Origin of the sequence: Pseudoalteromonas sp. SCSIO 43095, assembly GCF_023650455.1 — a bacterium.
Lineage (GTDB): Bacteria > Pseudomonadota > Gammaproteobacteria > Enterobacterales > Alteromonadaceae > Pseudoalteromonas > Pseudoalteromonas tetraodonis.
The window spans coordinates 972,766-997,561 of sequence record NZ_CP087995.1 but is presented as its reverse complement, the minus strand read 5'-3'; the positions used below and the strand labels follow the sequence as shown (position 1 = coordinate 997,561).

Sequence of the window (24,796 nt, the reverse complement as noted above, 5' to 3'; positions counted from 1 at the left end):
TTATGTTTATGATGTAGTTCCCCCTTAGCTCAGTTGGTTAGAGCGACGGACTGTTAATCCGCAGGTCCCCCGTTCGAGTCGGGGAGGGGGAGCCAAGTCATAAAAAGTATATTTTAGTTCCCCCTTAGCTCAGTTGGTTAGAGCGACGGACTGTTAATCCGCAGGTCCCCCGTTCGAGTCGGGGAGGGGGAGCCAATTTACTACAATCACATAGACATACCCTTCAATTTGCTCTAACATTCTTCTTTTAAAATAAAAACTTTTTTGCTTAAAAAACTAACTATTTGATAACTATTGATATCGAGCTATAATTAGTTTAATAATCATGAGGTTGTGTCCTCCCCCATTTGACATAAAAAGATTAAATAATGGCAGCTTTCAAAAAACTTATTCTTATACAACTGTTAGCTTGGCTGGTACTTGTATCCGCTGGTAGTTATTTTATTAGCCAAAATTTTGATAATGCCATCGGCAATGCTCAAAAAAATGCACAAGCGACCGTTGAGCAATACATTAAAAATCTCTCTGCGACAGATATATCAGCAGAAAATCTTAAAAACACGCTTGCAACTAGTGAAACCTTTTCATATTTTGTTTTACGAGACTATCAAGGCGTTGAAGTATTTTCGGTTAACAATGCAGTGCAATTACCTATAATTGCTGAGCTTATTCAATCTAGTAGCAACTCAGTACGTCCCCAGTACGCCACAAATAATAACGCCGATATAAAAATTGAATTTAAATTAAACATTACTCACTTGGGTGAGCAGTTTCAAACCGCGTTTTTTGTTATTTTAATTGTTAGCACCCTACTTGCCCTAATACCTATTATATTGATGAAAACCATTGTTAAGCACATTAACGACAATATATGTACGAACGTTGCTGATGTTATTGATGTATATATCAATCAAAACCAACTAGGTGATGATTTTACAACTAAAATTGATTCACCTGAGTTTGCTAAGTTAGGGAAAAGTTTAGTTCCTAGCTTTAATCGTTTATCGCACTTTTTAAAAAGTAAAAATGACAATATAAAAAATGCAGCCCACGATATTAAACGTGAAGCCTACAAAGACGGTGTTACTGAATTAGGTAACCGCAATATGTTTGTTGATTACTACGAAAAAAATATAGAAAACACCGAAATAAGCACATTTGGCTCTTTAGCACTCGTTCGCTGTAGTGAGTTACAGTCAATTAATCAAAGTCGAGGCTATCAAAAAGGTGATGAGTACATTAAGTCGGTTGCAGATATCATAGTAAATATCAGTGGCACCTATTCCGGCAGTCAAGTTTTTAGAGTAAACAGCTCTGACTTTATAATTATATTGCCGAATACCCCGTTAAAAGAAGCTGAAAAATTTGGTGAAAACTTACAATCTCGCTTTACTCAATATATGCAAAACCAAGAGCTTAGCTCGGTTGCAAACACAGGTATTGTGGGGTACGAAAAAGCCAAACCTTTAGGTGAGTTGCTCTCTATCGTTGATAACGCAATGAGTATGGCGCAATCTAAGCAAGCTAATGCGTGGCATGTGCAGCGCGATACTGATCTTGTTAATAATGTGAGCGCAGGGTTTGGTAATCAAAACTGGCGTAAAGTGATTAACGAAGTGATCGAGTCTAAAAGCGTCCATTTAGTGATCCAAAATATTATGCCATTAGGCAAAAGCATTAAAGCCTATGCTGAAATTCAAGCCCGCTTCAAAACAGAAGAAAACCAAGCTTTGCCTACCGCTTCATTTTTAGCAATGGCTGAAAAACTCGATATGGCGATAGAAATTGATAAGTTAATAATAGAAACATCATTAGAAAGAATAAAATCGAGTAATTTATCTGAAAAATACTTTGGCTTAAATATTACCCCTTCAAGCGCGCACAGTGACCAATTTATGATTTGGTTAGAGCGTCGTTTGCTTAAAGATACCCATATTGCTTCTAAGTTAATTTTTGAGGTGAGTGAATTTGGTCTGCAACAAAACATTAAAGCAAGCAAACGTTTTATTGATATGGTGCATCGCGTTGGAGCCAGAATTACTGTTGAACGCTTTGGTGTCGGGCTCACCTCATTTAAGTTTTTCAGAGATTTAAAACCAGACTTTATTAAAATGGATGCAAGTTATACCCGAGGCTTAGAGGATGATAAAAATAATCAGTACTTTATGCGTTTAATGGTCGACCTTGCTCATAGAATTGGCGTCAGTGTTTTTGCTGAGGGCGTTGAAAGCCAAGAAGAAAAACACATTGTAGATACGTTATGCCTAGATGGTGTTCAAGGTTACTACATTGAAAAGCCCAAAGACATCTAACTAATTACCCTATTTAATGATAAAAAAGAGCATTTATGCTCTTTTTTACTTTTTAATGTGTGCTTTTATGACTGTTCAATCGTTAAAATGCTGACAGTTTTTTAATTGCAAACTCCCTTAAATTTAACCCTTTACAATTAGCCCATTATTTAACGTTGTTTATTTAACTGATAATCACTCAACGTGTTGTTAATCACAGTAGAAAAAAGGATAATACACGGGATTTTATTAGCGTGAGGCACACATGACAGAATACGTCTTGTTATTAATTGGAACAGTGTTAGTCAACAACTTTGTATTAGTACAATTTTTAGGCCTTTGCCCGTTTATGGGTGTGTCTGGGAAACTTGACACAGCCATAGGTATGTCTTTGGCAACTACTTTTGTGCTAACGCTTGCCTCTGTAACAAGCTATTTAGTAAATGAGTATATTTTATTACCTTTGGATATTACCTATCTGAAAACAATGAGCTTTATTTTAGTGATAGCTGTTGTTGTACAATTTACTGAAATGGTTGTCAGAAAAACCAGTCCAACGCTTTACCGGTTACTGGGAATATTTTTACCTTTAATAACCACTAACTGTGCGGTATTGGGTGTTGCTTTATTAAATGTCAAAGAAGATCACACGTTTTTACAATCGGCCGTTTATGGCTTTGGTGCTGCGGTGGGGTTTTCATTAGTATTGGTTTTATTTGCTGCATTGCGCGAGCGTTTAGCCGCAGCAGACGTACCAACCCCATTTAAAGGTGCCTCAATCGCAATGATAACGGCAGGTTTAATGTCAATGGCCTTCATGGGTTTTACTGGATTAGTGAAGTTTTAATATGACCTTGTTGTACGCTTTAATAGCGCTGGGTTTGCTGGCGTTAATTTTCGGATTAATTTTAGGGTTTGCAGCAGTGCGCTTTCGAGTTGAAGGTAATCCTGTTGTAGAACAAATAGACACCATTTTACCGCAAACACAATGCGGCCAATGTGGTTACCCAGGCTGTCGTCCTTATGCAGAAGCCATTGCCAATGGCGATGAAATAAATAAATGCCCTCCAGGTGGTGATGCGACAGTTAAAAAATTGGCTGATTTGATGGGTGTTGAGGCTAAACCCCTCGCTGGCGGTGAACAAGCAGATCCGGTTAAAACAGTGGCGTATATCCGCGAAGACGAATGTATTGGCTGTACCAAATGTATTCAAGCCTGCCCTGTTGATGCCATTGTGGGTGCAACACGTCAAATGCATACCGTTCTAATTGACGAATGCACTGGCTGCGATTTGTGCGTTGAACCTTGTCCGGTCGATTGTATTGACATGCTACCTGTTGCACCAACAAAACAAACCTGGAAATGGCAATTAGACGCTATTCCAGTTACCCAAATAGATTAGAGGTTTGAGTGGAAAAGTTACTTGAACAAATAAAAAAAGGCACCGTTTGGGCATTTCCTGGCGGCGTACATCCTCCTCAGCAGAAATCATTATCTAATAGTGCGCCTATAGCCAGACTCCCTTTGCCTGAAAAACTTGTTCTGCCTTTAAAGCAGCACATTGGCGCTAGTGGTAAATTAATAGTTGAAAAAAACCAGCACGTATTAAAAGGCCAAGCCTTAACAAAGCCATCAGCTAATTGGTCGGTGCCAATACATGCACCTACATCAGGCACAATTATTGATATTACGCCTATGCCATCAGCGCATCCTTCGGCATTACCTGAGTTAAGCATTATTATTGAACCCGATGGCAACGATACCTGGTGTGAATTATCGCCTTTAGCAAACCCAGCCACTGCATCACATGATGAACTGGTTGATGTTATTCATAATGCGGGTATTTCTGGGATGGGCGGCGCAGGCTTCCCAACCTATGTAAAAGCTGATATTAAACAACCTATTGAATTTTTGATTGTTAATGCGGTTGAGTGTGAACCTTACATCACGGCTGACGATACCTTAATGCGTGAGCACGCCGCTGAAATAGTCAAAGGTATTGAGCTAATGCAGCAGTTACTCAATCCGACGCTGTGTATTATTGGTATTGAAGATAATAAGCCCGAGGCTATCACAGCCATGACAGAAGCGGCGAAGCATAACGAGCATATCTTAATACAAACTGTGCCTACTGTTTACCCTTCTGGCGGTGAAAAACAGCTAATAAAACTGCTCACTAACCGTGAAGTACCAAACGGCGGTATCCCTGCTGATATCGGCATTTTAGTACATAACACCGGCACTTTATTTGCGATTCAGCAAGCTGTATACGAAGGTAAACCGTTAATTGAGCGTGTCGTTACCGTTACCGGCAATACTATACATAACCCTGGCAACGTATGGGCGTTATTAGGTACTGAAATTAAGCACTTACTTGATTGCCAAGGTTTTTCACCGGTGCCACAGCAACGCGTGATCATGGGCGGCCCTATGATGGGCTTTACCTTACCCACAGTTCGTATTGGCGTTGTTAAAACAACAAACTGCATACTTGCCCCAGATCATAAGGAGTTAGCAGAGCCTGGCCCAGAAAAAGCCTGTATTCGCTGCAGTGCCTGTGCCGATGCCTGCCCTGCCTCGTTATTACCACAACAATTACAATGGTTTGCTAAATCAAAAGAATACGACAAACTCCAAGAGCATAACTTATTTGACTGTATTGAATGTGGTGCCTGTGCCTATGTATGCCCTAGTGAAATACCACTTGTTCAGTATTACCGCGTTGCAAAAGTTGAAATTAAAGAGCAAATTGCCGAGAAGATAAAATCAGATCGCGCTAAAGAACGCTTTGATGCACGTAAAGCGCGTTTAGAGCAAGAACAAGCTGAGCGAAAAAATCGCCACAAACGTAAACCTGCCCCTAAATCGACCGAAGAGCAGCAAAAAGTAGCCGATGCCCTTGCCCGCGTTAAAGATAAAACCAGCGATGGTGACAATAAATCAGCTGTAGCAGCGGCAATTGCGCGCGCTAAAGCGAAAAAGCAAGGTGGCGAACTCGAGCCAGATAACAGTGAAGTTGCAAAAGAGCGCGCAGCACGTAAAGAACAAGCTCGCCTTTACAAAGAGCAAAAGGCACAAAACAATGGTGATGACGAGCCTGTAGATGATAAAAAATCAGCCGTTGCTGCCGCTATTGCCCGTGCTAAAGCTAAAAAAGCAGCACAAGCCAATGAACAAGCACCAAGTGATGATATTACAAGTGAATCGCCAGTCGCTGCCAATGATAAAAAAGCCGCGGTAGCTGCTGCTATTGCCCGTGCTAAAGCCAAAAAAGCAGCACAAGCCAATGAGCAAGCACCAAGCGATGACACAGTAAGTGAATCACCAGCACCGACTGCAGATGATAAAAAGGCTGCGGTAGCTGCGGCCATTGCCCGCGCTAAAGCCAAAAAAGCAGCACAAGCCAATGAGCAAGCGCCAAGCGATGACACAGAAAGTGAATCACCAGCACCGGCTGCAGATGATAAAAAGGCTGCGGTAGCTGCGGCCATTGCCCGCGCTAAAGCCAAAAAAGCAGCACAAGCCAATGAGCAAGCGCCAAGCGATGACACAGAAAGTGAATCACCAGCACCGGCTGCAGATGATAAAAAAGCGGCAGTAGCTGCTGCTATTGCCCGTGCTAAAGCTAAGAAAGCAGCGCAAGCTAATGCATTAGCACAACAGAATGAAAATGCTGAGCCACAAGGCAACGATGAATCTTCTAACGGTTCAGAGCAAACAGCTCAAGCGAAGAAAAAAGCCGCCGTAGCCGCCGCCATTGCCCGTGCTAAAGCTAAAAAGCAACAAAAAGAAGGAAACGATCAGTCATGAAACTAACCATGGCCAGTTCACCCCACAATCATAGTCACAAGTCTGTGACACGGTTAATGCTAACTGTGATTGCGGCCTGTATTCCTGGTGTTATTGCACAAGTTGTATTTTTTGGTACCGGTGTACTTATCCAATTATTATTAGCATTAGTGTGTGTAAGCGCATTTGAAGCAGCCATTATGCTTATGCGTAAGCGCCCTATTTGGCCTTCATTAAGCGATGGCAGCGCATGGCTAACCGGCGTGCTGTTAGCGATTAGTATTCCACCTTTAGCGCCGTGGTGGGTTATTGTTATAGGGTGTTTGTTTGCCATTGTTATTGTTAAGCAACTTTATGGTGGTTTAGGCTTTAATTTATTTAACCCTGCAATGGCAGCCTATGTGCTTTTATTAGTGTCGTTCCCTGTGCAAATGACGGCCTGGTTACCGGTTACAGAGTTACTCAATACGGGCATTACTTTTAGCCAGCAGCTTAGTCTAATATTTAGTGACTTTACAACTCTTGGATACAGCTTAGATCAGCTCAGAGTGGGTATTGATGGCAGCACGATGGCCACCCCTCTTGATACGTTAAAAACAGATATTGCTCATAGCCTTACCGTCACTGAAAGTATGCAAAAACCGGTATTTAATGAATGGGTTGGCCTAGGTTGGGGTTGGGTTAATTTAGCCTTTTTACTCGGTGGCCTTTATTTATTAAAAACAAAAGTGATTAACTGGCATATACCAGTGAGTTTTATTGCCAGTTTAAGCCTCTGCGCTGCAATTGGTTATATTGCCTCGCCAGGCACTGAGCCGGGTCTAGTGTTTCACTTATTTAGTGGTGCAACTATGCTCGGAGCCTTTTTTATCGCCACCGATCCTGTATCAGCTGCAACCACTAATCGAGGCCGCCTTATTTATGGTGCCGCAATTGGTTTAATTGTGTATTTAATTCGCACCTTTGGTGGCTTTCCGGATGCTGTTGCATTTGCCGTATTACTGATCAATATTGCAGTACCGCTTATTGATTACTACACACAACCAAGAACTTATGGCCATGGAGCAGTAAAATGATTATTTCTTCAATGGTAAAAAATGGCGCAATATTATGCGGTTTCGCACTCCTTACAACAGGATTAGTGGCCACTATAAACTCGTTAACGGCCGATAAAATTGCAGAGCAAGAGCAACTGCAATTAACTAACCAGTTACAAGAAGTATTACCGCACAGTAAGTACACTAATGAACTTTCTCAAGATTGTGTGATCATATCAGACCCTTTACTGGGGCCATACGACAACCAAGTAATTTACCGTGCACGTAAAGATGACGAACCCGTTGCATTAGTCATTCGTCATGTCACTCCTAGCGGCTACAGTGGCGATATAAACTTACTTAGCGCGGTATATCGCGATGGCAGCGTTGCTGGTGTAAGGGTTACTAAGCATGAAGAAACCCCAGGTTTGGGCGATAAAGTTGAAATTAAAAAGTCAGACTGGATCACCTCATTTAATTCAAAAACAGTACAAAGCGAAAGTGACGCGCGTTGGGCCGTTAAAAAAGATGGCGGTCAGTTTGATCAATTTACTGGCGCAACCATTACACCTCGCGCTGTAGTTGGCTCAGTTAAAAATGCGGTAGTGTATGCACAAAATAACTTTGATGATCTTTTTGCAGCAGCGAATGCTTGCCCTGAGGTAACACCATGAGTGAATTAAAAACCCTTTATAAAGAAGGCCTATGGGGAAATAACCCCGCCTTAGTACAGTTATTAGGTTTATGTCCTTTACTTGCTGTTACCTCCACAATTACTAATGCGCTAGGTTTAGGCTTAGCAACCTTGTTAGTGTTAGTGGGCTCTAATATTACCGTATCAATAGTGCGCAATTGGGTGCCTAAAGATATCAGAATACCGGTTTTTGTAATGATCATTGCCGGTTTTGTGACGATTGTGCAGCTGTTAATGAACGCCTACACTTTTGGCCTTTATCAATCTTTAGGGATTTTTATTCCGTTGATTGTGACTAACTGCGCCATTATTGGTCGCGCTGAAGCATTTGCCTCTAAAAATCCAGTGCATTTATCTGCCTTTGATGGCTTGATGATGGGCTTAGGCTTTATGCTGGTACTAGTTGTACTTGGCGCTATGCGAGAGCTGATTGGCCAAGGCACCTTATTCGATGGCGCCGATTTATTACTCGGCCCTTGGGCTTCAGCTTTACGCATCGAAGTATTTAGCTTTGATAGCCAATTTTTACTGGCCATTTTACCACCCGGCGCATTCTTAGGGCTTGGGCTGCTGATCGCCGCTAAAAACGTCATTGATGCACAAATAAAATCAAAACAAGTAACGCCGCCAGAGGCTGAAAAAGGCCCACGAGCGCGTGTTACTAGCTTAACTTAAGGGGAAAACGCATTAACTGAATAAAGCTAATGCGTTTTAAGTTACATGAATAAAGAAAAACGTCACCAAATACTTACGCGCTTGCGCGATGACAACCCACATCCTGAAACGGAGCTTGAATACTCAAGCCCATTTGAGTTACTAGTTGCCGTTACGCTCTCAGCACAAGCCACCGATGTTGGGGTAAATAAAGCCACCCGAAAACTCTTTCCAGTGGCAAACACACCGCAAGCTATTTTAGATATTGGCCACGACACACTGCGTGATTACATAAAAACCATCGGGTTGTTTAATTCCAAAGCTGCGAACGTATACAAAATGTGCCAAATATTGGTAGATAAGCATAACGGTGAAGTGCCAGAGAATCGTGAAGCCCTAGAAGCCCTTCCTGGCGTTGGCCGTAAAACTGCTAACGTAGTATTAAATACAGCCTTCGGCTGGCCGACTATCGCGGTAGACACGCATATTTTTCGTGTATCTAACCGTACCAAGCTTGCCATGGGTAAAGACGTGGTAGCGGTTGAACAAAAGCTCGAAAAAGTGATCCCCAAAGAATTTAAAGTCGATGTACACCACTGGCTGATACTGCATGGCCGCTATACCTGTGTTGCCCGTAAACCTAAGTGCGGCAGCTGTATTATTGAAGACTTGTGTGAGTTTAAAGATAAAACGGAATAGCTAAAGTCTTCAAAGAGTAAAAACAAACTATAGCTCTAGCTTTATTAAGCATAAAGAGTTTATATAACACCATTCAAAAACCTTCATTTGAGTGGTGTTAGAGTTAAGATTGTCTGTTATTTTAAATCAGTCCACTTCTGTTGATCTGTCAAAGTTTTTTTGCAATAAAAAATTGGTAACCAAACTCACCGAGGCTTGATTTATACAAATCAACTTCCTTATGGATATCCATCACAGCTTGTGATCCTACCATTTTTGAAGCGACCTCTTTCAGACGTTGTTCCAATGGCTCGTAGTAGCTCCTCCAAGCCTGCTCGGATACCGTGAATGTGTGTTGAAGTTCGTAGCCAGCCTTTTCTATTTGTGATCTGCGGGTATCAACGCTTTGTAAATCGGGGTAGTCGCTTTTCCAATGGTCAATAGCTTCTTGACTTGGATCGTCTATTAACCAGACTAAATCGCTAAAAACCAGCGTTCCATCATCTTTGAGTAACGATTTCCATTTCTTAAGTGCGTTTTCGATGCCCATAACATAAGCGGAAGCTTCTGCCCAAATAACGTCAAATTTCTCTAAACCAAAATCTAATTCAGTCATGCTAATGCACTTAGTTGATACTCGTTCACTCAGGTTATTTTGCTTTATTTTTTCTTCTACTTTATCAAGAGCATTTTGTTCATTGTCAGTCGCTACTATTTCTGCGCTTGATAGTTTAGCGAGTAACATGGTTGAATTGCCCTTACCGCAACCAACCTCCAAAATTTTTTCAGGGTTGGTGCTGAGTAATTCATACGCTCTTGAAGTGTCAGCTTCACTATTTGGTCCCCAAGACTCCAGCGCCTCAAATACGCTCATGAAATCTTGCATATATTTGTCATGTTCGTTCATGTCTTTTGATAACAATTTGATTCTTAGGGCTTGCTTTTCGTCAAACCCTTGGACTTTTAACCAGTCTATATGTGCATCTGGCGCGACTTCAGCGAGTGTTTGATGCCATGACTTACTACTGTTTTCTCCTAACAGGGAAGACAGCAAAGCCAACGACTTTTGTTTTCGCTCAATGTCTTGCTCTAACTCTTCATAACGAAATTTAAGAACAGACCTATCCAATTTACTTTCAAGACAAGATTTACATTCCGCCAAGGTTAATCCACCACTTTGTAGTTGTTGAACTAAACGAACTTGCTGTAAATCTCTTTCACTATAAGCCCGATAGCCGTTTTCTAGCCTCTTACCCGAAATCAAATTAAGCTTTTCGTAATAAAGTAAAGTCGTTCTAGATAAGCCAACCAACGAAGCTAACTCAGAAATAAGATACACATATAACCTCATACATTTTAAATGCGATAATAAATGTAAACTATAAAGCGATAGACAGGTTAAGTACCAAGTTGACTTTCTAATGCTTAATGCTTCTAGTACTAAATGATGTTACAACAGAAGCAAGTTACGATTAATGTCTACATTGGCACATAACAGCCTGATATAAAAACATTTTAACATCTACTTTTCTTATACTTTGGCTGGCCGACATACGCACATATTCCGTGTATCAAACCTTACTAAGTTTGCAATGGGTAAGAACGTTGTTGAAGTAGAAAAGAAGCTCGAAAAACTAGTGCCTAAAGAGTTTAAAGTCGGTGTTCACCACTAGCTTATACTGCATGGACGCTATACCTGTGTTGCCTGTAAACCTAAATGCGGCAGCTGTATTAGTGAAGACTTGTGTGAGTTTAAAGGTAAAACTGAGTAGCTATATGGCAAGTGTTCCTCTACCAATACATTCTATTTCTTAATGCAGGTGCCAAACTTAGGCACCTTGATTTTTCTATAGTGCAAATTAATTAAATAAACGCTTATACCTGCACCCTTGCGAAGAGCAATTATTGGAACATTTTCAAAGTATTAATTTCACAAGCGTCAATCCTTTAGTTATGCTGTTGAGCATTATGAAATTTTATTGCGAGAATTCCTATGCTACCAATACTTCGTATCTTGTTAATTGAGCAAGATCCAGTCACCTTACAAGAGCTTTCAACGAATCTATCGAAGACCATTGTCAATTTTGAGCGAGATGATATTCATATCGATATTATTGAGCGTCTTGAGTTAAAACAAGCGTTGGACATTGTAGAGGAAGATGGTGATATTCAGGCTGTAGTGCTTAGCTGGGATTTGCAAAATAAGGTTGGCGAACGCACTTATAGTCGCTTTATCGAGCAGTTAAAAGGGATCCGCCTTGAGCTGCCTGTTTATGTTATTGGCGATGATACGAAGGGGCTAGAAATCGTTAATGAGTCGGAGGAGATTGAGTCTTTCTTTTTTAAAGATGAGGTAATTTCTGATCCTGAAGCAATTTTAGGCTATATGATCAACGATTTCGATGACCGCTCAGAGACCCCATTTTGGACTGCGTATCGCCGTTATGTTGGCGAAGCAAACGATTCTTGGCATACACCAGGTCACAGTGGCGGCTCCAGCTTTAGAAATTCCCCTTATATTAAAGATTTTTATCAGTTTTATGGTCGTAATGTGTTTGTGGGCGACTTGTCGGTTTCGGTTGATTCGTTAGGATCATTATCAGATAGCACCAATACCATTGGCCGTGCCCAAGAGTCAGCAGCGGCGACGTTTGAAGTCAAGCATACCTATTTCGTTACCAATGGGTCGTCTACCTCAAATAAAATCATCTTGCAGACATTGCTGCGTAAGGGCGATAAAGTGATTATCGATCGAAATTGTCATAAATCTGTGCACTATGGCATTTTGCAATCAGCCAGTTTACCTGTTTATTTGTCGAGTATTTTAAATCCTAAATATGGCATCTTCGCGCCGCCGTCGTTGGCCGACATTAAACAGGCGATAGAACAAAATACCGATGCGAAATTGCTAGTCCTCACCGGTTGTACTTACGATGGCCTACTGAGCGATCTGAAACAGGTGGTCGATTATGCCCATCAACATGGTATTAAAGTATTTATTGACGAGGCATGGTTTGCTTACTCGCTGTTTCATCCAAGCCTACGATACTATTCCGCCATTCATGCTGGCGCTGACTACGTCACTCATTCGGCGCATAAAGTGGTATCGGCGTTTTCTCAAGCGTCTTATATTCATGTTAACGACCCTGATTTCGATGCTGATTTCTTTCGTGAGATTTACAGTATTTACGCCAGTACATCGCCAAAATATCAGCTTATCGCGTCGCTTGATGTATGCCAAAAACAATTAGAGATGGAAGGCTATAAGTTACTCAATGCTTTGTTGAACCATGTGGAAGAATTTAAACAACAGATGGCTTCACTCAAACAAATTAAAGTACTAGGTAAGCAAGACTTTATGGAAATATTCCCGCACTTTAGTGGTGATAACATGGGTCACGATCCGCTAAAAATTCTCATCGATATTAGCGAATTACCTTATTCATTAAAGGATATTCATAAATACCTGCTGGATGAAATTGGCCTAGAAATAGAAAAATACACTCACAGCACCATCTTAGTATTACTGACGCTTGGCGGCACGCGCTCAAAGATCATTCGTTTATACAATGCATTGAAAAAACTCGATAGCGGCAAGGTTAAACTAGCCACATCAACGCGACGTTCTCGCTTGCCGGAAAATTTACCGGCTATAAACTTAGCCTGTATTCCAAGCGAAGCATTCTATGGCGAGCGAGAATCGGTGCCTATTAGTAAAAGCAATAACCGCATTTGTGCCGGTTTAGTTACGCCCTACCCGCCAGGCATTCCACTTTTGGTTCCGGGGCAGCATATTACACAAGAGCATATTGACTATCTTAAAGAATTGGCAGGACAAGGATTAACAATTCAAGGCAGTTTTGATGGCGAAATATATGTTCTTAAGGGCAAAGTTAATAAGTAAAGATATACTTTAATACAGTCGAACTCCTCATAACTAAACAGCAATATCACATGATATTGCTGTTTAGTAGAGTAAAAAGCTGATCCTCACACTCCAAAAATAAATGAAGCCAGAATGCAATGATACAATTGAAGAACAAAAAAGCGCTTACACTTCTGCGGATTGCAGCTCTCATTGTTACTCTTACTAGCATATACATTTTTGCCCCTTGGCAGTTTGCTTTATATTACTTTCACCCACTGCCCGCTAATGTTCAAGCACAAACACAAGAGGCTATTGAACAAGGAATTGATGGCATTATTGTGTATATTCATAAACAAGGACAGCAACCTGAATATTTTGCAAATGGTTGGCATAATAGAAAGCACAAAATACCCGCTTACCCTAGTGCACTTTTTAAAATTGGCAGCATTCGAAAGTTATATGATGCAGCAGCTTTAACCAAACTTTCAGCCGCTGGACGTATTGATGTAGATAAAACACTGGCTGATTATCTTCCATCATTAATTGGACGCATTGAAAACGCAGATAAAATTACATTGCGAATGATGGTAAAGCACAAAAGTGGTATACCCAATTACACAGACACTGATAATTTCGATTGGTCAATAACCTACCCTGACCCACTTATATTTGTGCTCGATAAACCCGCTGATTTTAGCCCTGATGCTGACTATGGCTATTCTAATACCAATTATTTGTTGCTGCGAAAAATTATGTCAAACGTGCTGGGTTATGATCATAACCAATTTATTAAAGATGAAATTTTAACGCCACTGGGCCCTAACGCATACGTTTTCATCTGTACATGAAATCAATTTAGTAGATTTGATGAGTGGTTACTACGTAGGTTATGAGAATGATTTTAAAGCACTCGATCAAGGCTATGTGGCAACCGCACAAGATGTAGGCGACTTTATTTTTGCTTTAAACAAAGGCACTTTTTTCGATGAACAAGAGCAAGCTTTGTATGCATCACTTTATAAGTATGAACACACAGGTTGGGTATTAGGGTATTCAAGCATTGCTCGTTATTATAAAGATATCGATACAGTCGTTGTGCAGTTTATAAATACTAATGGCGATGATACTGTGATGCTCACAGAAATAATTTATAATCGGATTATTGATATTTTAGCTGCGCAGCAATAGTAGTTAAAACTAGCTGCGTTATAAAAATTTATATGAATTTTAAAGAGGATTTAAATGCGTTTACTACACACCATGTTACGGGTTGCAGATCTAGATAAATCAATTGCGTTTTATACTCAAGTACTTGGTATGAAAGAGTTACGCCGTGCTGATAACGAAGAGTACCGCTATACCCTCGCCTTTGTCGGCTACGGTGATGAAACTGATACAACAGTGCTTGAACTAACCTATAACTGGGATACCGACAGCTATGATTTAGGCAATGCCTATGGTCATATCGCGATTGAGTTTGATGATATCTATAAAGCCTGTGCTGATATCAAGGCCGCTGGCGGTAACGTAAGCCGTGAACCAGGTCCAGTAAAGGGTGGCACAACAGAAATAGCGTTTGTAAAAGATCCAGATGGCTACTCAATTGAACTTATTCAGAAAAAAGAAAATATGAATAAATTTTAGTAAATATATTTAATAGATTTACTAACCCTTTTAATTATTTAAGCTCAACTCTGATACAATTTTAAAAAAGGTGCTGTATGCACCTTTTTATCGTAATTGACTATCTTTACTGCCACGCCGATTAAGCCCTTTAGAAAGTGCGCCTTTACCTTCTAGTTCAACTTGGCAGCTTACACAATACTTAACACCTGGTAACGCAAGTCTTCGTGCCTGTGGTATTGGTTCATCACATTCTTCACATAGCTCGGCACTGGCTCCAGAAACTAAGTTACCTCTAGCATATTGCACAGCATCATTAACGCTGGCGTCGATTTGATCTTGAATTGCACCATCGCGTGCCCATCCACTTGCCATATAACCTCCTATTTATTTGGACGTTTATATGTATCCTAACATAGGTGAAGTTTATTTAAGCTGAATATAAAGAAAGGAAAGAAACTAATAATATATAGGGGTTATTATATTAAAATATTTAATTTTGAGATTTTAACTTCACTGGATAATTCTGAGGTAATAATAGAAATGCAGATAAATTGATTTTAGATACTTTTTAATAAAAGCTGTCTTACTAATAAATAGTAAGTGGCGTCCCCAAGGGGATTCGAACCCCTGTTACCGCCGTGAAAGGGCGGTGTCCTAGGCCTCTAGACGATGGGGACGCAGAAATTGGTTTGCAAATCACTGATTTGCTATTTCTGCGTAAGATGAGCCGAGCCTGCGAGGCGAATGGCATTATCTTCTCAGAAACATTTTCTGTGTCACTAGGACAACTGAATGGTTTAACTCGTTTCAGGCGAGCTGCTCAATAACACTGCACTTCCCTATTTAAAATATGTAAGTGGCGTCCCCAAGGGGATTCGAACCCCTGTTACCGCCGTGAAAGGGCGGTGTCCTAGGCCTCTAGACGATGGGGACACTAAAAAAGTGTCACTAGGACAACTGAATGGTTTAACTCTTTTCAGGCGAGCTGCTTAATAACACTGCACTTCCCTATTTAAAATAAGTAAGTGGCGTCCCCAAGGGGATTCGAACCCCTGTTACCGCCGTGAAAGGGCGGTGTCCTAGGCCTCTAGACGATGGGGACACTAAAAAAGTGTCACTAGGACAACTGAATGGTTTGACTCGTTTCAGGCGAGCTGCTTAATAACACTGCACTTTCCCTATTTAAAATAAGTAAGTGGCGTCCCCAAGGGGATTCGAACCCCTGTTACCGCCGTGAAAGGGCGGTGTCCTAGGCCTCTAGACGATGGGGACACTAAAAAAGTGTCACTAGGACAACTGAATGGTTTGACTCGTTTCAGGCGAGCTGCTTAATAACACTACACTTCCCTATTTAAAATAAGTAAGTGGCGTCCCCAAGGGGATTCGAACCCCTGTTACCGCCGTGAAAGGGCGGTGTCCTAGGCCTCTAGACGATGGGGACGCAGAAATTGGTTTGCAAATCACTGATTTGCTATTTCTGCGTAAGATGAGCCGAGCCTGCGAGGCGAATGGCATTATCTTCTCAGAAACATTTTCTGTGTCACTAGGACAACTGAATGGTTCGACTCGTTTCAGGCGAGCTGCTTAATAACACTGCACTTCCCTATTCAAAATAAGTAAGTGGCGTCCCCAAGGGGATTCGAACCCCTGTTACCGCCGTGAAAGGGCGGTGTCCTAGGCCTCTAGACGATGGGGACACAGAATATGTGTCACTAGGACAATCGATTAGTTTAACTCACATCCTGAGCTTTTAAGGTAATGGCGTATAATACAAATAAAGACTCGAGCTTTATGTGTTACGCTATTTTCTCGGTAAAACCGCCTTTAACTAAAAAGTTAAATGGCGTCCCCAAGGGGATTCGAACCCCTGTTACCGCCGTGAAAGGGCGGTGTCCTAGGCCTCTAGACGATGGGGACACAGAAAACTGTTACCCTAGGACAAGCACTAAAAATTGGTGGAGCTATGCGGGATCGAACCGCAGACCTCTTCGCTGCCAGCGAAGCGCTCTCCCAGCTGAGCTATAGCCCCAACTTATTCAATACGCTCGGTGATAATCACGTCGTGTATCGCTTAGTGCGGGGCGCATTCTATGCACCCCCCAAAATAAAGTCAACAGTTTTTTATGCGACATTATTTAAATGGTTTAAATTTCAACAAACTGGCTATCATACGTGCTAAAAAACAGATTTTCATACTAATTTAGATGTCACGTTGCGCTTTACGTTGTTGTACTCGCCACATGTATACGACTGAGTACCCTATTCAACCGATAATATGAGTTTGAATATGATTTAAAGGGTATACATTTATATGCAAATTAGCTTGGTGCTGTTTTACTACTAAAAAAGCGCTGTTCATTGGCATGTTAAACTTTAAATAACTTTTATTACCCGCTAATTTGTATCACGCAATACAATTATTGAAAGTTAGCCTTTTATTACATAAATATTTTATTGTTTATCCCACCACCAATGATATCTATTTAGTCTACGCCGCCGACTTTAAATAAACATTAAGCTTAACAATTGTTCGTTTAATATTAGTTTGTTGATAAAGTGAACACCGTTCGCACTGTATTGTTTATAAAAGCTTCATTCAGCACATTTTTATCATTCAAGTGTTGACACATTTGCAACTCTATCTATAATAGCGCCCCACAACAACGCAGCAATGTGGTGTTGTTTAGATGCGGGTGATTAGCTCAGTTGGGAGAGCATCGCCCTTACAAGGCGAGGGTCACTGGTTCAAGTCCAGTATCACCCACCACATTTTAATGTGTCGTATCTAATATTCTATATGGTGCGTTAGCTCAGTTAGAAAAAAGAGAGCTCACCGTTATTTACAAGTAACGGCAAGGTTCACTGGTTAAAGTCCAGTAGTATTAAACTTTAATAGTAGCGTTTGAATTTATATGTGGGTGATTAGCTCAGTTGGGAGAGCATCGCCCTTACAAGGCGAGGGTCACTGGTTCAAGTCCAGTATCACCCACCACATATAAAATCTATTATTATTTTAATAGTCATGTGTAAATTTGTAATATGGGTCGTTAGCTCAGTTACAAGAAATGAGAGCATCACCGCTATTTACAAGTAACGGCGAGGTTCACTGGTTAAAGTCCAGTACTATTTATTTTAATAGTAGCGTTTTAATTTATATGTGGGTGATTAGCTCAGTTGGGAGAGCATCGCCCTTACAAGGCGAGGGTCACTGGTTCAAGTCCAGTATCACCCACCACATATAAAACCTACTGTTATATCAATAGTGATATGTATTAAAATTGTAATTTGGGTCGTTAGCTCAGTTACAAGAAGTGAGAACATCACCGCTATTTACAAGTAACGGCGAGGTTCACTGGTTAAAGTCCAGTACTATTTATTTTAATAGTAGCGTTTTAATTTATATGTGGGTGATTAGCTCAGTTGGGAGAGCATCGCCCTTACAAGGCGAGGGTCACTGGTTCAAGTCCAGTATCACCCACCACATATAAAATCTATTATTATGTTAATAGTCCTGTGTAATTTGTAATATGGGTCGTTAGCTCAGTTACAAAAAATAAGAGCATCACCGCTATTTACAAGTAACGGCGAAGTTCACTGGTTAAAGTCCAGTACTATTTATTTTAATAGTAGCGTTTTAATTTATATGTGGGTGATTAGCTCAGTTGGGAGAGCATCGCCCTTACAAGGCGAGGGTCACTGGTTCAAGTCCAGTATCACCCACCACATATAAAATCTATTATTATGTTAATAGTCATGTTTTAAAATTGTGATATGGGTCGTTAGCTCAGTTACAAGAAGTGAGAGCATCACCGCTATTTACAAGTTACGGCGAGGTTCACTGGTTAAAGTCCAGTACTATTTATTTTAATAGTAGCGTTTTAATTTATATGTGGGTGATTAGCTCAGTTGGGAGAGCATCGCCCTTACAAGGCGAGGGTCACTGGTTCAAGTCCAGTATCACCCACCACATATAAAATCTATTATTATGTTAATAGTCATGTGTAAATTTGTAATATGGGTCGTTAGCTCAGTTGGGAGAGCATCGCCCTTACAAGGCGAGGGTCACTGGTTCAAGTCCAGTACGACCCACCATTCTTTGAATGGTGCATATTACAAAAATCTAAACCCTCTAGTATCATCTTCCATTTTAATTTTCATTATCCTGCACTCTTTTAGTTCACGTTCAGTATTAATTGCCATTTAGAAATTCGTTATCAAGCAATTCTTCGGTTACAAAAAATCAGTATTACCAATCTCATGCCAAAAACCTATCTGCCGAGTTTTATTATCTCCAAAATCATTTTTTTTAAACTTACTTTATTACGCGTGCTACCCATTTACTTTAAATGGTTTTTTAGGTCTTTTAAGATAAAAATATAAACCTTTAGAATTAATTTGCTTAATAAACTCTCATCTTCGAAGCGAATCTTTAAATTACCTTGTAAGCGTCTAAACTGTTGATTATAGTCTGTGTTAAATTCAATTACGCTTAAGCCAATGTCTAAAAATATTTTTAATGAAGCAAAAATACTGATTGTAGAAGAGCAGCCACTTGCTCAAAGCTACATGAAACAGTCGCTCGAAAAAATTGGCTTTGGACATATGCGTTTTGCAGATCATGCTCTAGCGGCAAAAGAACAATGCTTACATGAAGAGTTTGATCTGGTAATTTGCTCTTTTAATCTAAGCAAACGCCAAGATGGCTACCAGCTTTATGAAGAATTACGCGCTAAAGCATTAATAAAACACTCTACTGGGTTTATTTTTACATCTGCGGAAACTAGCGGAGAGTTAGTTCACAGTGTATTAGAACTTCAACCCGATGACTTTTTAGTAAAACCCTTCTCTGTACAAGAATTAAGAGTGCGCATAGAGCGTATTCTCAAACGTAAAAGCGACTTAAAAGCTATATACACTTTAATTGATGACGATAACCAGTCTAAAGCATTAAAACAAATTAATGCCCAACTCGATAAAAGTAATAAATACAGCCCTATTCTGCTTAGATTAAAAGGTAATATTTTACTGGCGCTAAAAAAAAACCAAGAAGCGAAAGACTTTTTTAAGTCAGTTTTGAATATTCAAAAATTTGCATGGGCAAAAGTAGGATTGGTAGAAGCCTTAATTGCTAACAATGAGCATATTTTAGCTCAACGCATGCTTAAAACTATGCTTGAACGTAATGAAACACGACTAGTTGCATTAGACTTATTAGGGCGTTTAGAAATAAAACTAAACCAATTTGAGCTAGCCCAAGAGTTTTTAAGCCAAGCGGCACATATTGCTCCACGTAATATAGACCGTCAAAAGTCACTGAACAGCGTATCGCTCATTAATAGAGATTATGAAACCAGCTACTTAACTCAAAAAGATATTGCCACTTATGCTAAGTACTCTATGCATGATAGCCCAGACATTTATTTAAATGCCGCTCGTGCTGGGATTGATTTTGCACTAACCACAGATCAAAGTGACCAAATAAACAGAATCTCCCGTCAAACAAATAAATATATTAATGAGCTAAAAACACAATTCCCAACCAGTAATGCGCAAACTCAAATCGATGTGCTCAATGCACGCCTTTATTATTTAAAAGATGAACATAAAAAAGCGAAACAGTTGATTGAACAACTTGATGACAGCGATACTCAAATACGTTCAGTCGATGGTGCCCTAGACAAAGCAAAAGCATTACATGAATTAGGTTTTCACCAAAAGGCGCAAGCGCTATTTAGCCAAATTATTGATCATTGCGAACGCCACCCAAGTAGAAGCGATGCTACTTACTTGCGTTATATACAGCAACAGCAAAGTGAAAGACGTGATATTAAAATGGGGCCGAAAGAACTTAACAATCATGCTGTTAAGCAGTTTGAGCGCGGCCAATTAAATGCTGCCTTAGAGGCATTCAGCCAAGCCTTTAGGGTCATGCCACACAATCCAAGTATTGCGCTTAACTTGTTACAATGTTTAGTGGATAAGTCAAAAAAACAGGGTGACTCTTTCAATAGTGTACTGGCTCAAAAGTGCTTTAAACTATTAAAAAAATCCCCCTTAGCTGAAGAGCAATCGGAGCGGTTCGATAAACTACTTCAGATTGCTAAAGAAATGAAACTAGAGATTAGTTAGGGCCTGTTTGGAATTGATGCTACGTTATCGCCTATTTATGGGGGAGTAACCACACCACATAGGCGCTGCCTTGCCTAAATCCCAAACAGACCGCTGTAAATTTAACCTTGAAAGGTCAACAGGCCCTAGAGCTTTTTCATTGCCAGTGCGTTTACACAGTAGCGCAAGCCGGAAGGAAGTGGGCCATCAGGGAAAATATGCCCTAAATGCGCATCACACACATTACAAACAACTTCAACTCGCTCCATGCCATGGCTGTTATCCATTACATACCCTATCGCATTAACCGTTGCAGGTTGGGTAAATGAAGGCCAGCCGGTGCCACTATCAAACTTTTCATCTGCATCAAATAGTAGGTTATCACAACACACACACACGTACTTTCCCGGTTCTAATAGTGTGCAACTACTTGAACTATTTGGTCGCTCTGTGCCTTTTTTACGGGTCACGTAATATTGCTCTTCGTTTAACAGTTCACGCCATTGCTGATCTGTTTTAACTACTTTTTGAACCGGTGTCGGATTGCCATGGTTGGCAAAATTAACAATATCGTTCCATTTCAACATAACAACCTCATTGCGTTATTAATTTGCTTCATACTGAGCCAAAGCATTGGCTGACAGCCTATCATTACGTCTGTGGCTAACACCACGATCAACGCTATTTAAACACTATACGGTGCTTCTCTGTTGCTGTAAGTATACGGCTTATATAAGCGTGTAATTGAGCTTGACTACCAGGAATACTCACGCTTAATTGCCTGTCATTATTACTATGCACTATTAGCTCATCGTCTTTTATCTCTATTGACTCAATATTGCTGATGACTAACCAATGCGGGCCATTCTTTTTATCAAACAACCCGGTTAAACTAAAAACAAACAAATGCTGCGCATCACGCTGAATAAAGTTACGCAGTGGGTTACGCATTTTAAATAACGGCGTTAACCGGTAACAGCACGAACAAAATACCACTATCCACAATAGCAATATCCCTTTAAACCAAATATGTTCGCCTAATGATAAAAAATAGCCAACGCAGATAATAATCAGCCCTATAAAGGCCACCACTTGCGCTATTTTTTTATTAATAGTGTGCATAATCTCTTACTTTTTATCGGTTGCTTTTTCTGTTGGCTCGGGCCAATCACTAAAAAAAACACTTAAATAACGACTTTTTGCCAAATACCACAATACCCACAATACAATCACCATTTGTATGGCTAAAAACAGTGAAAAGCGATAATGACTATGGGCCGCCTGGATACTTAACCACGACAAGTCTATTAGCGCGCAAGCAATAAGCGGCCAACGCATGTATCGCCAAATACGCGCTAACCGTTTCGTAGCTTGATGCGAGTCTCTGGGTCTGCGTAAACAAAACAAAATAGTGGGTGCAATTGCCACGGCACCAATTGCTATGGCAATAAAAAAATCATTTTTTGATTTAAAAAACAATGACATTAGATCAAGTTCAGGACGACGGCTCAGCGCGGCAATCACCCAAATAAAATAGGCCCGCAGTAACACCAAAATACTCAAATGAAACGCTATTGGCGTACGATAGCTGCCATATTTATCCCAGTATTCAGGTCCATAACGGCTCACAACTGGTTTTTCCTATCGGCAATAGTGCCCAAAATAAAAAATGCAGCTAATAATGTGAGCCCCAACCACTTAGTACCAAAAAACAGCAAAGCTTTAGTTAGTAATGGGCTTAACCACACCACTAATAAACCAAACCCAAACGCGGTGATCAACACAAAACATGCCACCCTTATAATAAAGTGACGCCTAGCTACCACGCCTTTGGTGAGCTTTAAAATGTCATCCGCATAAAGCGACACTAAGCACACCATCAAAAGTAATGATAAATGCGGCAAATAGCCTTGTAGCCACTTGCTTAGGTCAATTAACAAGGTATTAAGTATATTTGTAAAACTAGCCATTATGAGTCTCTAACAAAGTAATTAAATCATCCTCTGTCAGTATTTCTATACCGAGTTCTTGCGCTTTAGTTAGCTTAGAGCCGGCTTTTTCGCCCGCCACTAGCGCATCCGTTTTAGCTGAAACACTGCCAGATACCTTAGCACCTAATTGTTGTAGGCGCGCTTTCGCATCATTGCGATTAAGCGTATTAAGCGTCCCAGTTAGCACATAAGTTAAACCCGCTAGCGGCTGTTCTTGCTCTGATGGCGCTGTTAACTGTGGCCAGTTAATGCCTTGGGCTATTAATTCGTTTACCACGGTTAAATTATGCTCTTCAGTAAAAAAGCCACGCACGTGCTTTGCCACTATTTCACCTACATCGCTTACTTCAATCAGCTGTTCAATGCTGGCATCGATTACGTTTTCAAGCGTTAAAAAATGATTAGCTAAGTTTTGCGCGGTTGCCTCACCGACTTCACGAATACCCAGTGAATATAAAAACTTTGCTAAGGTAGTCGTTTTTGCATCATCAAGCGCGGCAACTAAATTTTTAGCTGATTTAGGCCCCATTCGTTCAAGTGACTCAAAGTGTCCCTGCTTTAAAATAAATAAATCAGCCGGGGTTTTGATCAGCTCTCGATCAACCAATTGATCAACAATTTTGTCGCCCAAGCCGTCAATATCTAAAGCCTTACGTGAGGCAAAATGCTTAATCGCTTGTTTACGCTGTGCTTGGCATACTAAGCCACCGGTACAACGTGCAACCGCTTCACCTTCAACCCGTTCAATATGCGAGTCACAAATGGGGCACATAGTTGGAAATACAATCTCTTTTGCATCGCTTGGGCGTTGCTCAAGTACTACTTGGGTAATTTGTGGGATCACATCCCCAGCGCGACGAATAATCACAGTGTCGCCCACTTTAACGCCTAAACGGGCAATTTCATCAGCATTATGCAGCGTTGCATTCGATACCGTAACCCCCCCAACAAATACCGGCTCTAATCGCGCAACAGGAGTAATTGCCCCTGTGCGACCCACTTGAAATTCAACATCTAATAATTGCGTTATTTCTTCTTGCGCCGGAAACTTATAAGCAATAGCCCAACGCGGTGCACGAGCTACAAAGCCTAAGCGCTCTTGTAAGGCTTTTTTATTTACCTTTATTACTACGCCATCTATTTCATATTTTAGCTCGCTACGACGCGTTAAAATGTCATTGTAATAAGCAAGCGCAGCCTTTGGGCCTTCAACTAATTTGGTTTCTGGGCACAGGGGCAATCCCCAATCGGTAAGCTTAGCAAGTTGCTGGTAGTGATCTTCAGGTAAGGTGCCATCGGCAACTAATCCGGTGCTGTAGGCATAAAACATCAATGGGCGTTTTGCGGTAATTTTTGAGTCGAGCTGGCGTAAACTTCCTGCCGCCGCATTACGAGGGTTTACAAAAACTTTATCACCACGCTTTTCTGCCTCTGCATTTAATTTTTCAAAGCCCGCGCTATCCATAAATACCTCACCGCGCACTTCAAGCTCACGCGGGTAATCATCACCGCGAAGCTTTAATGGCACATTGCGAATTGTTTTTACATTTTGGGTAATATTTTCGCCAGTAAAACCATCGCCACGAGTAGCAGCTTGTACTAGTACCCCATCGCGATAAATAATCGATACCGCTAAGCCATCCAGTTTAGGCTCACAGCAAAATGTAAGCTCTTCAGAGCTCATTAAACGCTCTTTAATACGACGATTAAAACCATTAAATTCGTCTTCACCAAAAGCGTTATCAAGCGACAACATAGGCACTTGATGTGCTACTTGCTCAAACTTGGCAAGCGCCGCCCCACCTACTTTTTGAGTAGGTGAATCGGCGGTTAAAAACTCAGGGTGCTGGGTTTCTAATTCGCTCAATGTACGTAACAAGCGATCATATTCGGCATCGGGTATGCTGGGTGTATCAAGCACATGATAACTATAATTGTGTTGCTCAAGCGTGGTACGAAGATGATTAATTTGCTCACTAATGCTGCTTGCCATGTAGACCTCAAAAACATAAAAAAAGCCACTTTGACGAGTGAACGCCCAGTGGCTTACAAAATTTAA

18 protein-coding genes, 17 tRNA genes and 2 pseudogenes are annotated in these 24,796 nt (G+C 40.7%); 22 read left to right on the top strand and 15 right to left on the bottom strand.

Annotation, left to right across the window (positions count from 1 at the left end; translation table 11 throughout):
* The first annotated feature begins 18 nt into the window (after positions 1-18).
* The 10 genes from LOC50_RS04810 (at position 19) to nth (ending at position 9,165) form a co-directional block, all read left to right on the top strand.
* A tRNA-Asn gene (locus LOC50_RS04810) sits at positions 19-95 on the top strand.
* Between the two features lie 23 nt (positions 96-118).
* Positions 119-195, top strand: a tRNA-Asn gene (locus tag LOC50_RS04805).
* A gap of 173 nt (positions 196-368) precedes the next feature.
* Positions 369-2,312 carry a bifunctional diguanylate cyclase/phosphodiesterase gene (locus LOC50_RS04800; protein ID WP_250653711.1) on the top strand — a complete coding sequence of 648 codons (1,944 nt, stop codon included), beginning with the start codon at positions 369-371 and terminating at the stop codon, positions 2,310-2,312.
* Between the two features lie 244 nt (positions 2,313-2,556).
* A complete protein-coding gene (rsxA, locus tag LOC50_RS04795) occupies positions 2,557-3,138 on the top strand; it encodes an electron transport complex subunit RsxA (RefSeq protein ID WP_250653710.1) in 582 nt (193 codons plus the stop codon).
* Between the two features lies 1 nt (position 3,139).
* Positions 3,140-3,694, top strand: a complete 555-nt coding sequence (gene rsxB, locus LOC50_RS04790) for an electron transport complex subunit RsxB (protein WP_036982152.1) — start codon at positions 3,140-3,142, stop codon at positions 3,692-3,694.
* Positions 3,695-3,702: 8 nt separating this feature from the next.
* On the top strand, positions 3,703-6,102 hold the full coding sequence (rsxC, locus tag LOC50_RS04785; RefSeq protein ID WP_250653709.1) for an electron transport complex subunit RsxC: 2,400 nt from the start codon (positions 3,703-3,705) through the stop codon (positions 6,100-6,102).
* Entirely contained in the window at positions 6,099-7,157 is a 1,059-nt protein-coding gene (gene rsxD / locus LOC50_RS04780) for an electron transport complex subunit RsxD (RefSeq protein WP_036982148.1), read from the top strand. Before rsxC ends, rsxD begins: the two co-directional genes overlap by 4 nt.
* Positions 7,154-7,792, top strand: a complete 639-nt coding sequence (gene rsxG / locus LOC50_RS04775) for an electron transport complex subunit RsxG (protein ID WP_013465285.1) — start codon at positions 7,154-7,156, stop codon at positions 7,790-7,792. The genes rsxD and rsxG overlap by 4 nt, the downstream gene beginning before the upstream one ends.
* Positions 7,789-8,487 carry an electron transport complex subunit E gene (locus tag LOC50_RS04770; protein WP_036982145.1) on the top strand — a complete coding sequence of 233 codons (699 nt, stop codon included), beginning with the start codon at positions 7,789-7,791 and terminating at the stop codon, positions 8,485-8,487. Before rsxG ends, LOC50_RS04770 begins: the two co-directional genes overlap by 4 nt.
* 45 nt (positions 8,488-8,532) lie before the next feature.
* The gene (gene nth, locus LOC50_RS04765) at positions 8,533-9,165 is read left to right on the top strand and encodes an endonuclease III (protein ID WP_250653708.1); all 633 of its coding nucleotides are present in this window, start codon (positions 8,533-8,535) and stop codon (positions 9,163-9,165) included.
* Positions 9,166-9,313: 148 nt separating this feature from the next.
* On the opposite strand, the gene LOC50_RS04760 is transcribed toward nth, so the two are convergent.
* Entirely contained in the window at positions 9,314-10,483 is a 1,170-nt protein-coding gene (locus tag LOC50_RS04760) for a MerR family transcriptional regulator (protein WP_250653707.1), read from the bottom strand.
* A 211-nt stretch (positions 10,484-10,694) separates the two neighbouring features.
* On the opposite strand from LOC50_RS04760, the pseudogene LOC50_RS04755 reads away from it, so the two are divergent.
* From LOC50_RS04755 to gloA, 4 genes and pseudogenes are all read left to right on the top strand, one after another.
* Positions 10,695-10,916, top strand: a pseudogene (locus LOC50_RS04755) (endonuclease III); the annotation flags it as partial.
* Between the two features lie 221 nt (positions 10,917-11,137).
* The gene (locus tag LOC50_RS04750) at positions 11,138-13,048 is read left to right on the top strand and encodes an aminotransferase class V-fold PLP-dependent enzyme (protein WP_036982123.1); all 1,911 of its coding nucleotides are present in this window, start codon (positions 11,138-11,140) and stop codon (positions 13,046-13,048) included.
* A 119-nt stretch (positions 13,049-13,167) separates the two neighbouring features.
* Positions 13,168-14,200 (top strand): annotated as a pseudogene (locus LOC50_RS04745) (serine hydrolase domain-containing protein).
* 54 nt (positions 14,201-14,254) lie between these two features.
* Positions 14,255-14,656, top strand: coding sequence for a lactoylglutathione lyase (gene gloA / locus LOC50_RS04740; RefSeq protein WP_024602990.1), 402 nt, complete (start codon positions 14,255-14,257; stop codon positions 14,654-14,656).
* 87 nt (positions 14,657-14,743) lie between these two features.
* Here the strand turns inward: gloA and LOC50_RS04735 are convergent, their stop codons facing one another.
* The 9 genes from LOC50_RS04735 to LOC50_RS04695 all read right to left on the bottom strand — a co-directional run bounded on the left by LOC50_RS04735 (position 14,744) and on the right by LOC50_RS04695 (position 16,667).
* Positions 14,744-15,010: a DksA/TraR family C4-type zinc finger protein gene (locus LOC50_RS04735; RefSeq protein ID WP_214552921.1), complete on the bottom strand. Its 267-nt coding sequence runs from the start codon at positions 15,008-15,010 to the stop codon at positions 14,744-14,746.
* A 229-nt stretch (positions 15,011-15,239) separates the two neighbouring features.
* Positions 15,240-15,315: transfer RNA gene (locus LOC50_RS04730), tRNA-Glu, on the bottom strand.
* A 180-nt stretch (positions 15,316-15,495) separates the two neighbouring features.
* Positions 15,496-15,571: transfer RNA gene (locus tag LOC50_RS04725), tRNA-Glu, on the bottom strand.
* 93 nt (positions 15,572-15,664) lie between these two features.
* Positions 15,665-15,740, bottom strand: a tRNA-Glu gene (locus LOC50_RS04720).
* Between the two features lie 94 nt (positions 15,741-15,834).
* Positions 15,835-15,910 (bottom strand) — tRNA-Glu (locus LOC50_RS04715).
* Positions 15,911-16,003: 93 nt separating this feature from the next.
* A tRNA-Glu gene (locus LOC50_RS04710) sits at positions 16,004-16,079 on the bottom strand.
* A gap of 180 nt (positions 16,080-16,259) precedes the next feature.
* Positions 16,260-16,335 (bottom strand) — tRNA-Glu (locus LOC50_RS04705).
* Between the two features lie 144 nt (positions 16,336-16,479).
* Positions 16,480-16,555 (bottom strand) — tRNA-Glu (locus LOC50_RS04700).
* Positions 16,556-16,591: 36 nt separating this feature from the next.
* A tRNA-Ala gene (locus LOC50_RS04695) sits at positions 16,592-16,667 on the bottom strand.
* Positions 16,668-17,329: 662 nt separating this feature from the next.
* On the opposite strand from LOC50_RS04695, the gene LOC50_RS04690 reads away from it, so the two are divergent.
* From LOC50_RS04690 to LOC50_RS04655, 8 genes are all read left to right on the top strand, one after another.
* Positions 17,330-17,405: transfer RNA gene (locus LOC50_RS04690), tRNA-Val, on the top strand.
* Between the two features lie 149 nt (positions 17,406-17,554).
* Positions 17,555-17,630, top strand: a tRNA-Val gene (locus LOC50_RS04685).
* 167 nt (positions 17,631-17,797) lie between these two features.
* Positions 17,798-17,873 (top strand) — tRNA-Val (locus LOC50_RS04680).
* Between the two features lie 170 nt (positions 17,874-18,043).
* Positions 18,044-18,119: transfer RNA gene (locus tag LOC50_RS04675), tRNA-Val, on the top strand.
* 166 nt (positions 18,120-18,285) lie between these two features.
* A tRNA-Val gene (locus LOC50_RS04670) sits at positions 18,286-18,361 on the top strand.
* A 168-nt stretch (positions 18,362-18,529) separates the two neighbouring features.
* Positions 18,530-18,605: transfer RNA gene (locus tag LOC50_RS04665), tRNA-Val, on the top strand.
* A gap of 49 nt (positions 18,606-18,654) precedes the next feature.
* A tRNA-Val gene (locus tag LOC50_RS04660) sits at positions 18,655-18,730 on the top strand.
* A gap of 405 nt (positions 18,731-19,135) precedes the next feature.
* Positions 19,136-20,767 (top strand): tetratricopeptide repeat-containing response regulator, encoded by a 1,632-nt coding sequence (locus tag LOC50_RS04655; RefSeq protein WP_250653706.1) that lies wholly within the window; start codon positions 19,136-19,138, stop codon positions 20,765-20,767.
* Between the two features lie 125 nt (positions 20,768-20,892).
* On the opposite strand, the gene msrB is transcribed toward LOC50_RS04655, so the two are convergent.
* The 5 genes from msrB to ligA all read right to left on the bottom strand — a co-directional run bounded on the left by msrB (position 20,893) and on the right by ligA (position 24,730).
* Positions 20,893-21,333, bottom strand: a complete 441-nt coding sequence (gene msrB, locus LOC50_RS04650) for a peptide-methionine (R)-S-oxide reductase MsrB (protein ID WP_069439981.1) — start codon at positions 21,331-21,333, stop codon at positions 20,893-20,895.
* Positions 21,334-21,427: 94 nt separating this feature from the next.
* A complete protein-coding gene (locus LOC50_RS04645; RefSeq protein ID WP_214553020.1) occupies positions 21,428-21,868 on the bottom strand; it encodes a hypothetical protein in 441 nt (146 codons plus the stop codon).
* Between the two features lie 6 nt (positions 21,869-21,874).
* Entirely contained in the window at positions 21,875-22,375 is a 501-nt protein-coding gene (locus tag LOC50_RS04640; protein WP_069439979.1) for a DUF2919 domain-containing protein, read from the bottom strand.
* A complete protein-coding gene (locus LOC50_RS04635; protein ID WP_250653705.1) occupies positions 22,372-22,716 on the bottom strand; it encodes a DUF3392 family protein in 345 nt (114 codons plus the stop codon). Before LOC50_RS04635 ends, LOC50_RS04640 begins: the two co-directional genes overlap by 4 nt.
* Positions 22,709-24,730, bottom strand: coding sequence for an NAD-dependent DNA ligase LigA (ligA, locus tag LOC50_RS04630; protein ID WP_250653704.1), 2,022 nt, complete (start codon positions 24,728-24,730; stop codon positions 22,709-22,711). Before ligA ends, LOC50_RS04635 begins: the two co-directional genes overlap by 8 nt.
* Between the last annotated feature and the right edge of the window lie 66 nt (positions 24,731-24,796).

Bases quoted from the DNA above. Each gene is read 5' to 3' on its own strand.
- LOC50_RS04750 (WP_036982123.1), top strand. From the start codon at position 11,138: ATGCTACCAATACTTCGTATCTTGTTAATTGAGCAAGATCCAGTCACC.
- LOC50_RS04655 (WP_250653706.1), top strand. From the start codon at position 19,136: ATGTCTAAAAATATTTTTAATGAAGCAAAAATACTGATTGTAGAAGAG.
- LOC50_RS04770 (WP_036982145.1), top strand. From the start codon at position 7,789: ATGAGTGAATTAAAAACCCTTTATAAAGAAGGCCTATGGGGAAATAAC.
- msrB (WP_069439981.1), bottom strand. From the start codon at position 21,333: ATGTTGAAATGGAACGATATTGTTAATTTTGCCAACCATGGCAATCCG.
- rsxA (WP_250653710.1), top strand. From the start codon at position 2,557: ATGACAGAATACGTCTTGTTATTAATTGGAACAGTGTTAGTCAACAAC.
- LOC50_RS04645 (WP_214553020.1), bottom strand. From the start codon at position 21,868: ATGCACACTATTAATAAAAAAATAGCGCAAGTGGTGGCCTTTATAGGG.
- LOC50_RS04735 (WP_214552921.1), bottom strand. From the start codon at position 15,010: ATGGCAAGTGGATGGGCACGCGATGGTGCAATTCAAGATCAAATCGAC.
- LOC50_RS04800 (WP_250653711.1), top strand. From the start codon at position 369: ATGGCAGCTTTCAAAAAACTTATTCTTATACAACTGTTAGCTTGGCTG.
- rsxB (WP_036982152.1), top strand. From the start codon at position 3,140: ATGACCTTGTTGTACGCTTTAATAGCGCTGGGTTTGCTGGCGTTAATT.
- nth (WP_250653708.1), top strand. From the start codon at position 8,533: ATGAATAAAGAAAAACGTCACCAAATACTTACGCGCTTGCGCGATGAC.
- LOC50_RS04635 (WP_250653705.1), bottom strand. From the start codon at position 22,716: ATGGCTAGTTTTACAAATATACTTAATACCTTGTTAATTGACCTAAGC.
- rsxD (WP_036982148.1), top strand. From the start codon at position 6,099: ATGAAACTAACCATGGCCAGTTCACCCCACAATCATAGTCACAAGTCT.
- gloA (WP_024602990.1), top strand. From the start codon at position 14,255: ATGCGTTTACTACACACCATGTTACGGGTTGCAGATCTAGATAAATCA.
- rsxG (WP_013465285.1), top strand. From the start codon at position 7,154: ATGATTATTTCTTCAATGGTAAAAAATGGCGCAATATTATGCGGTTTC.
- ligA (WP_250653704.1), bottom strand. From the start codon at position 24,730: ATGGCAAGCAGCATTAGTGAGCAAATTAATCATCTTCGTACCACGCTT.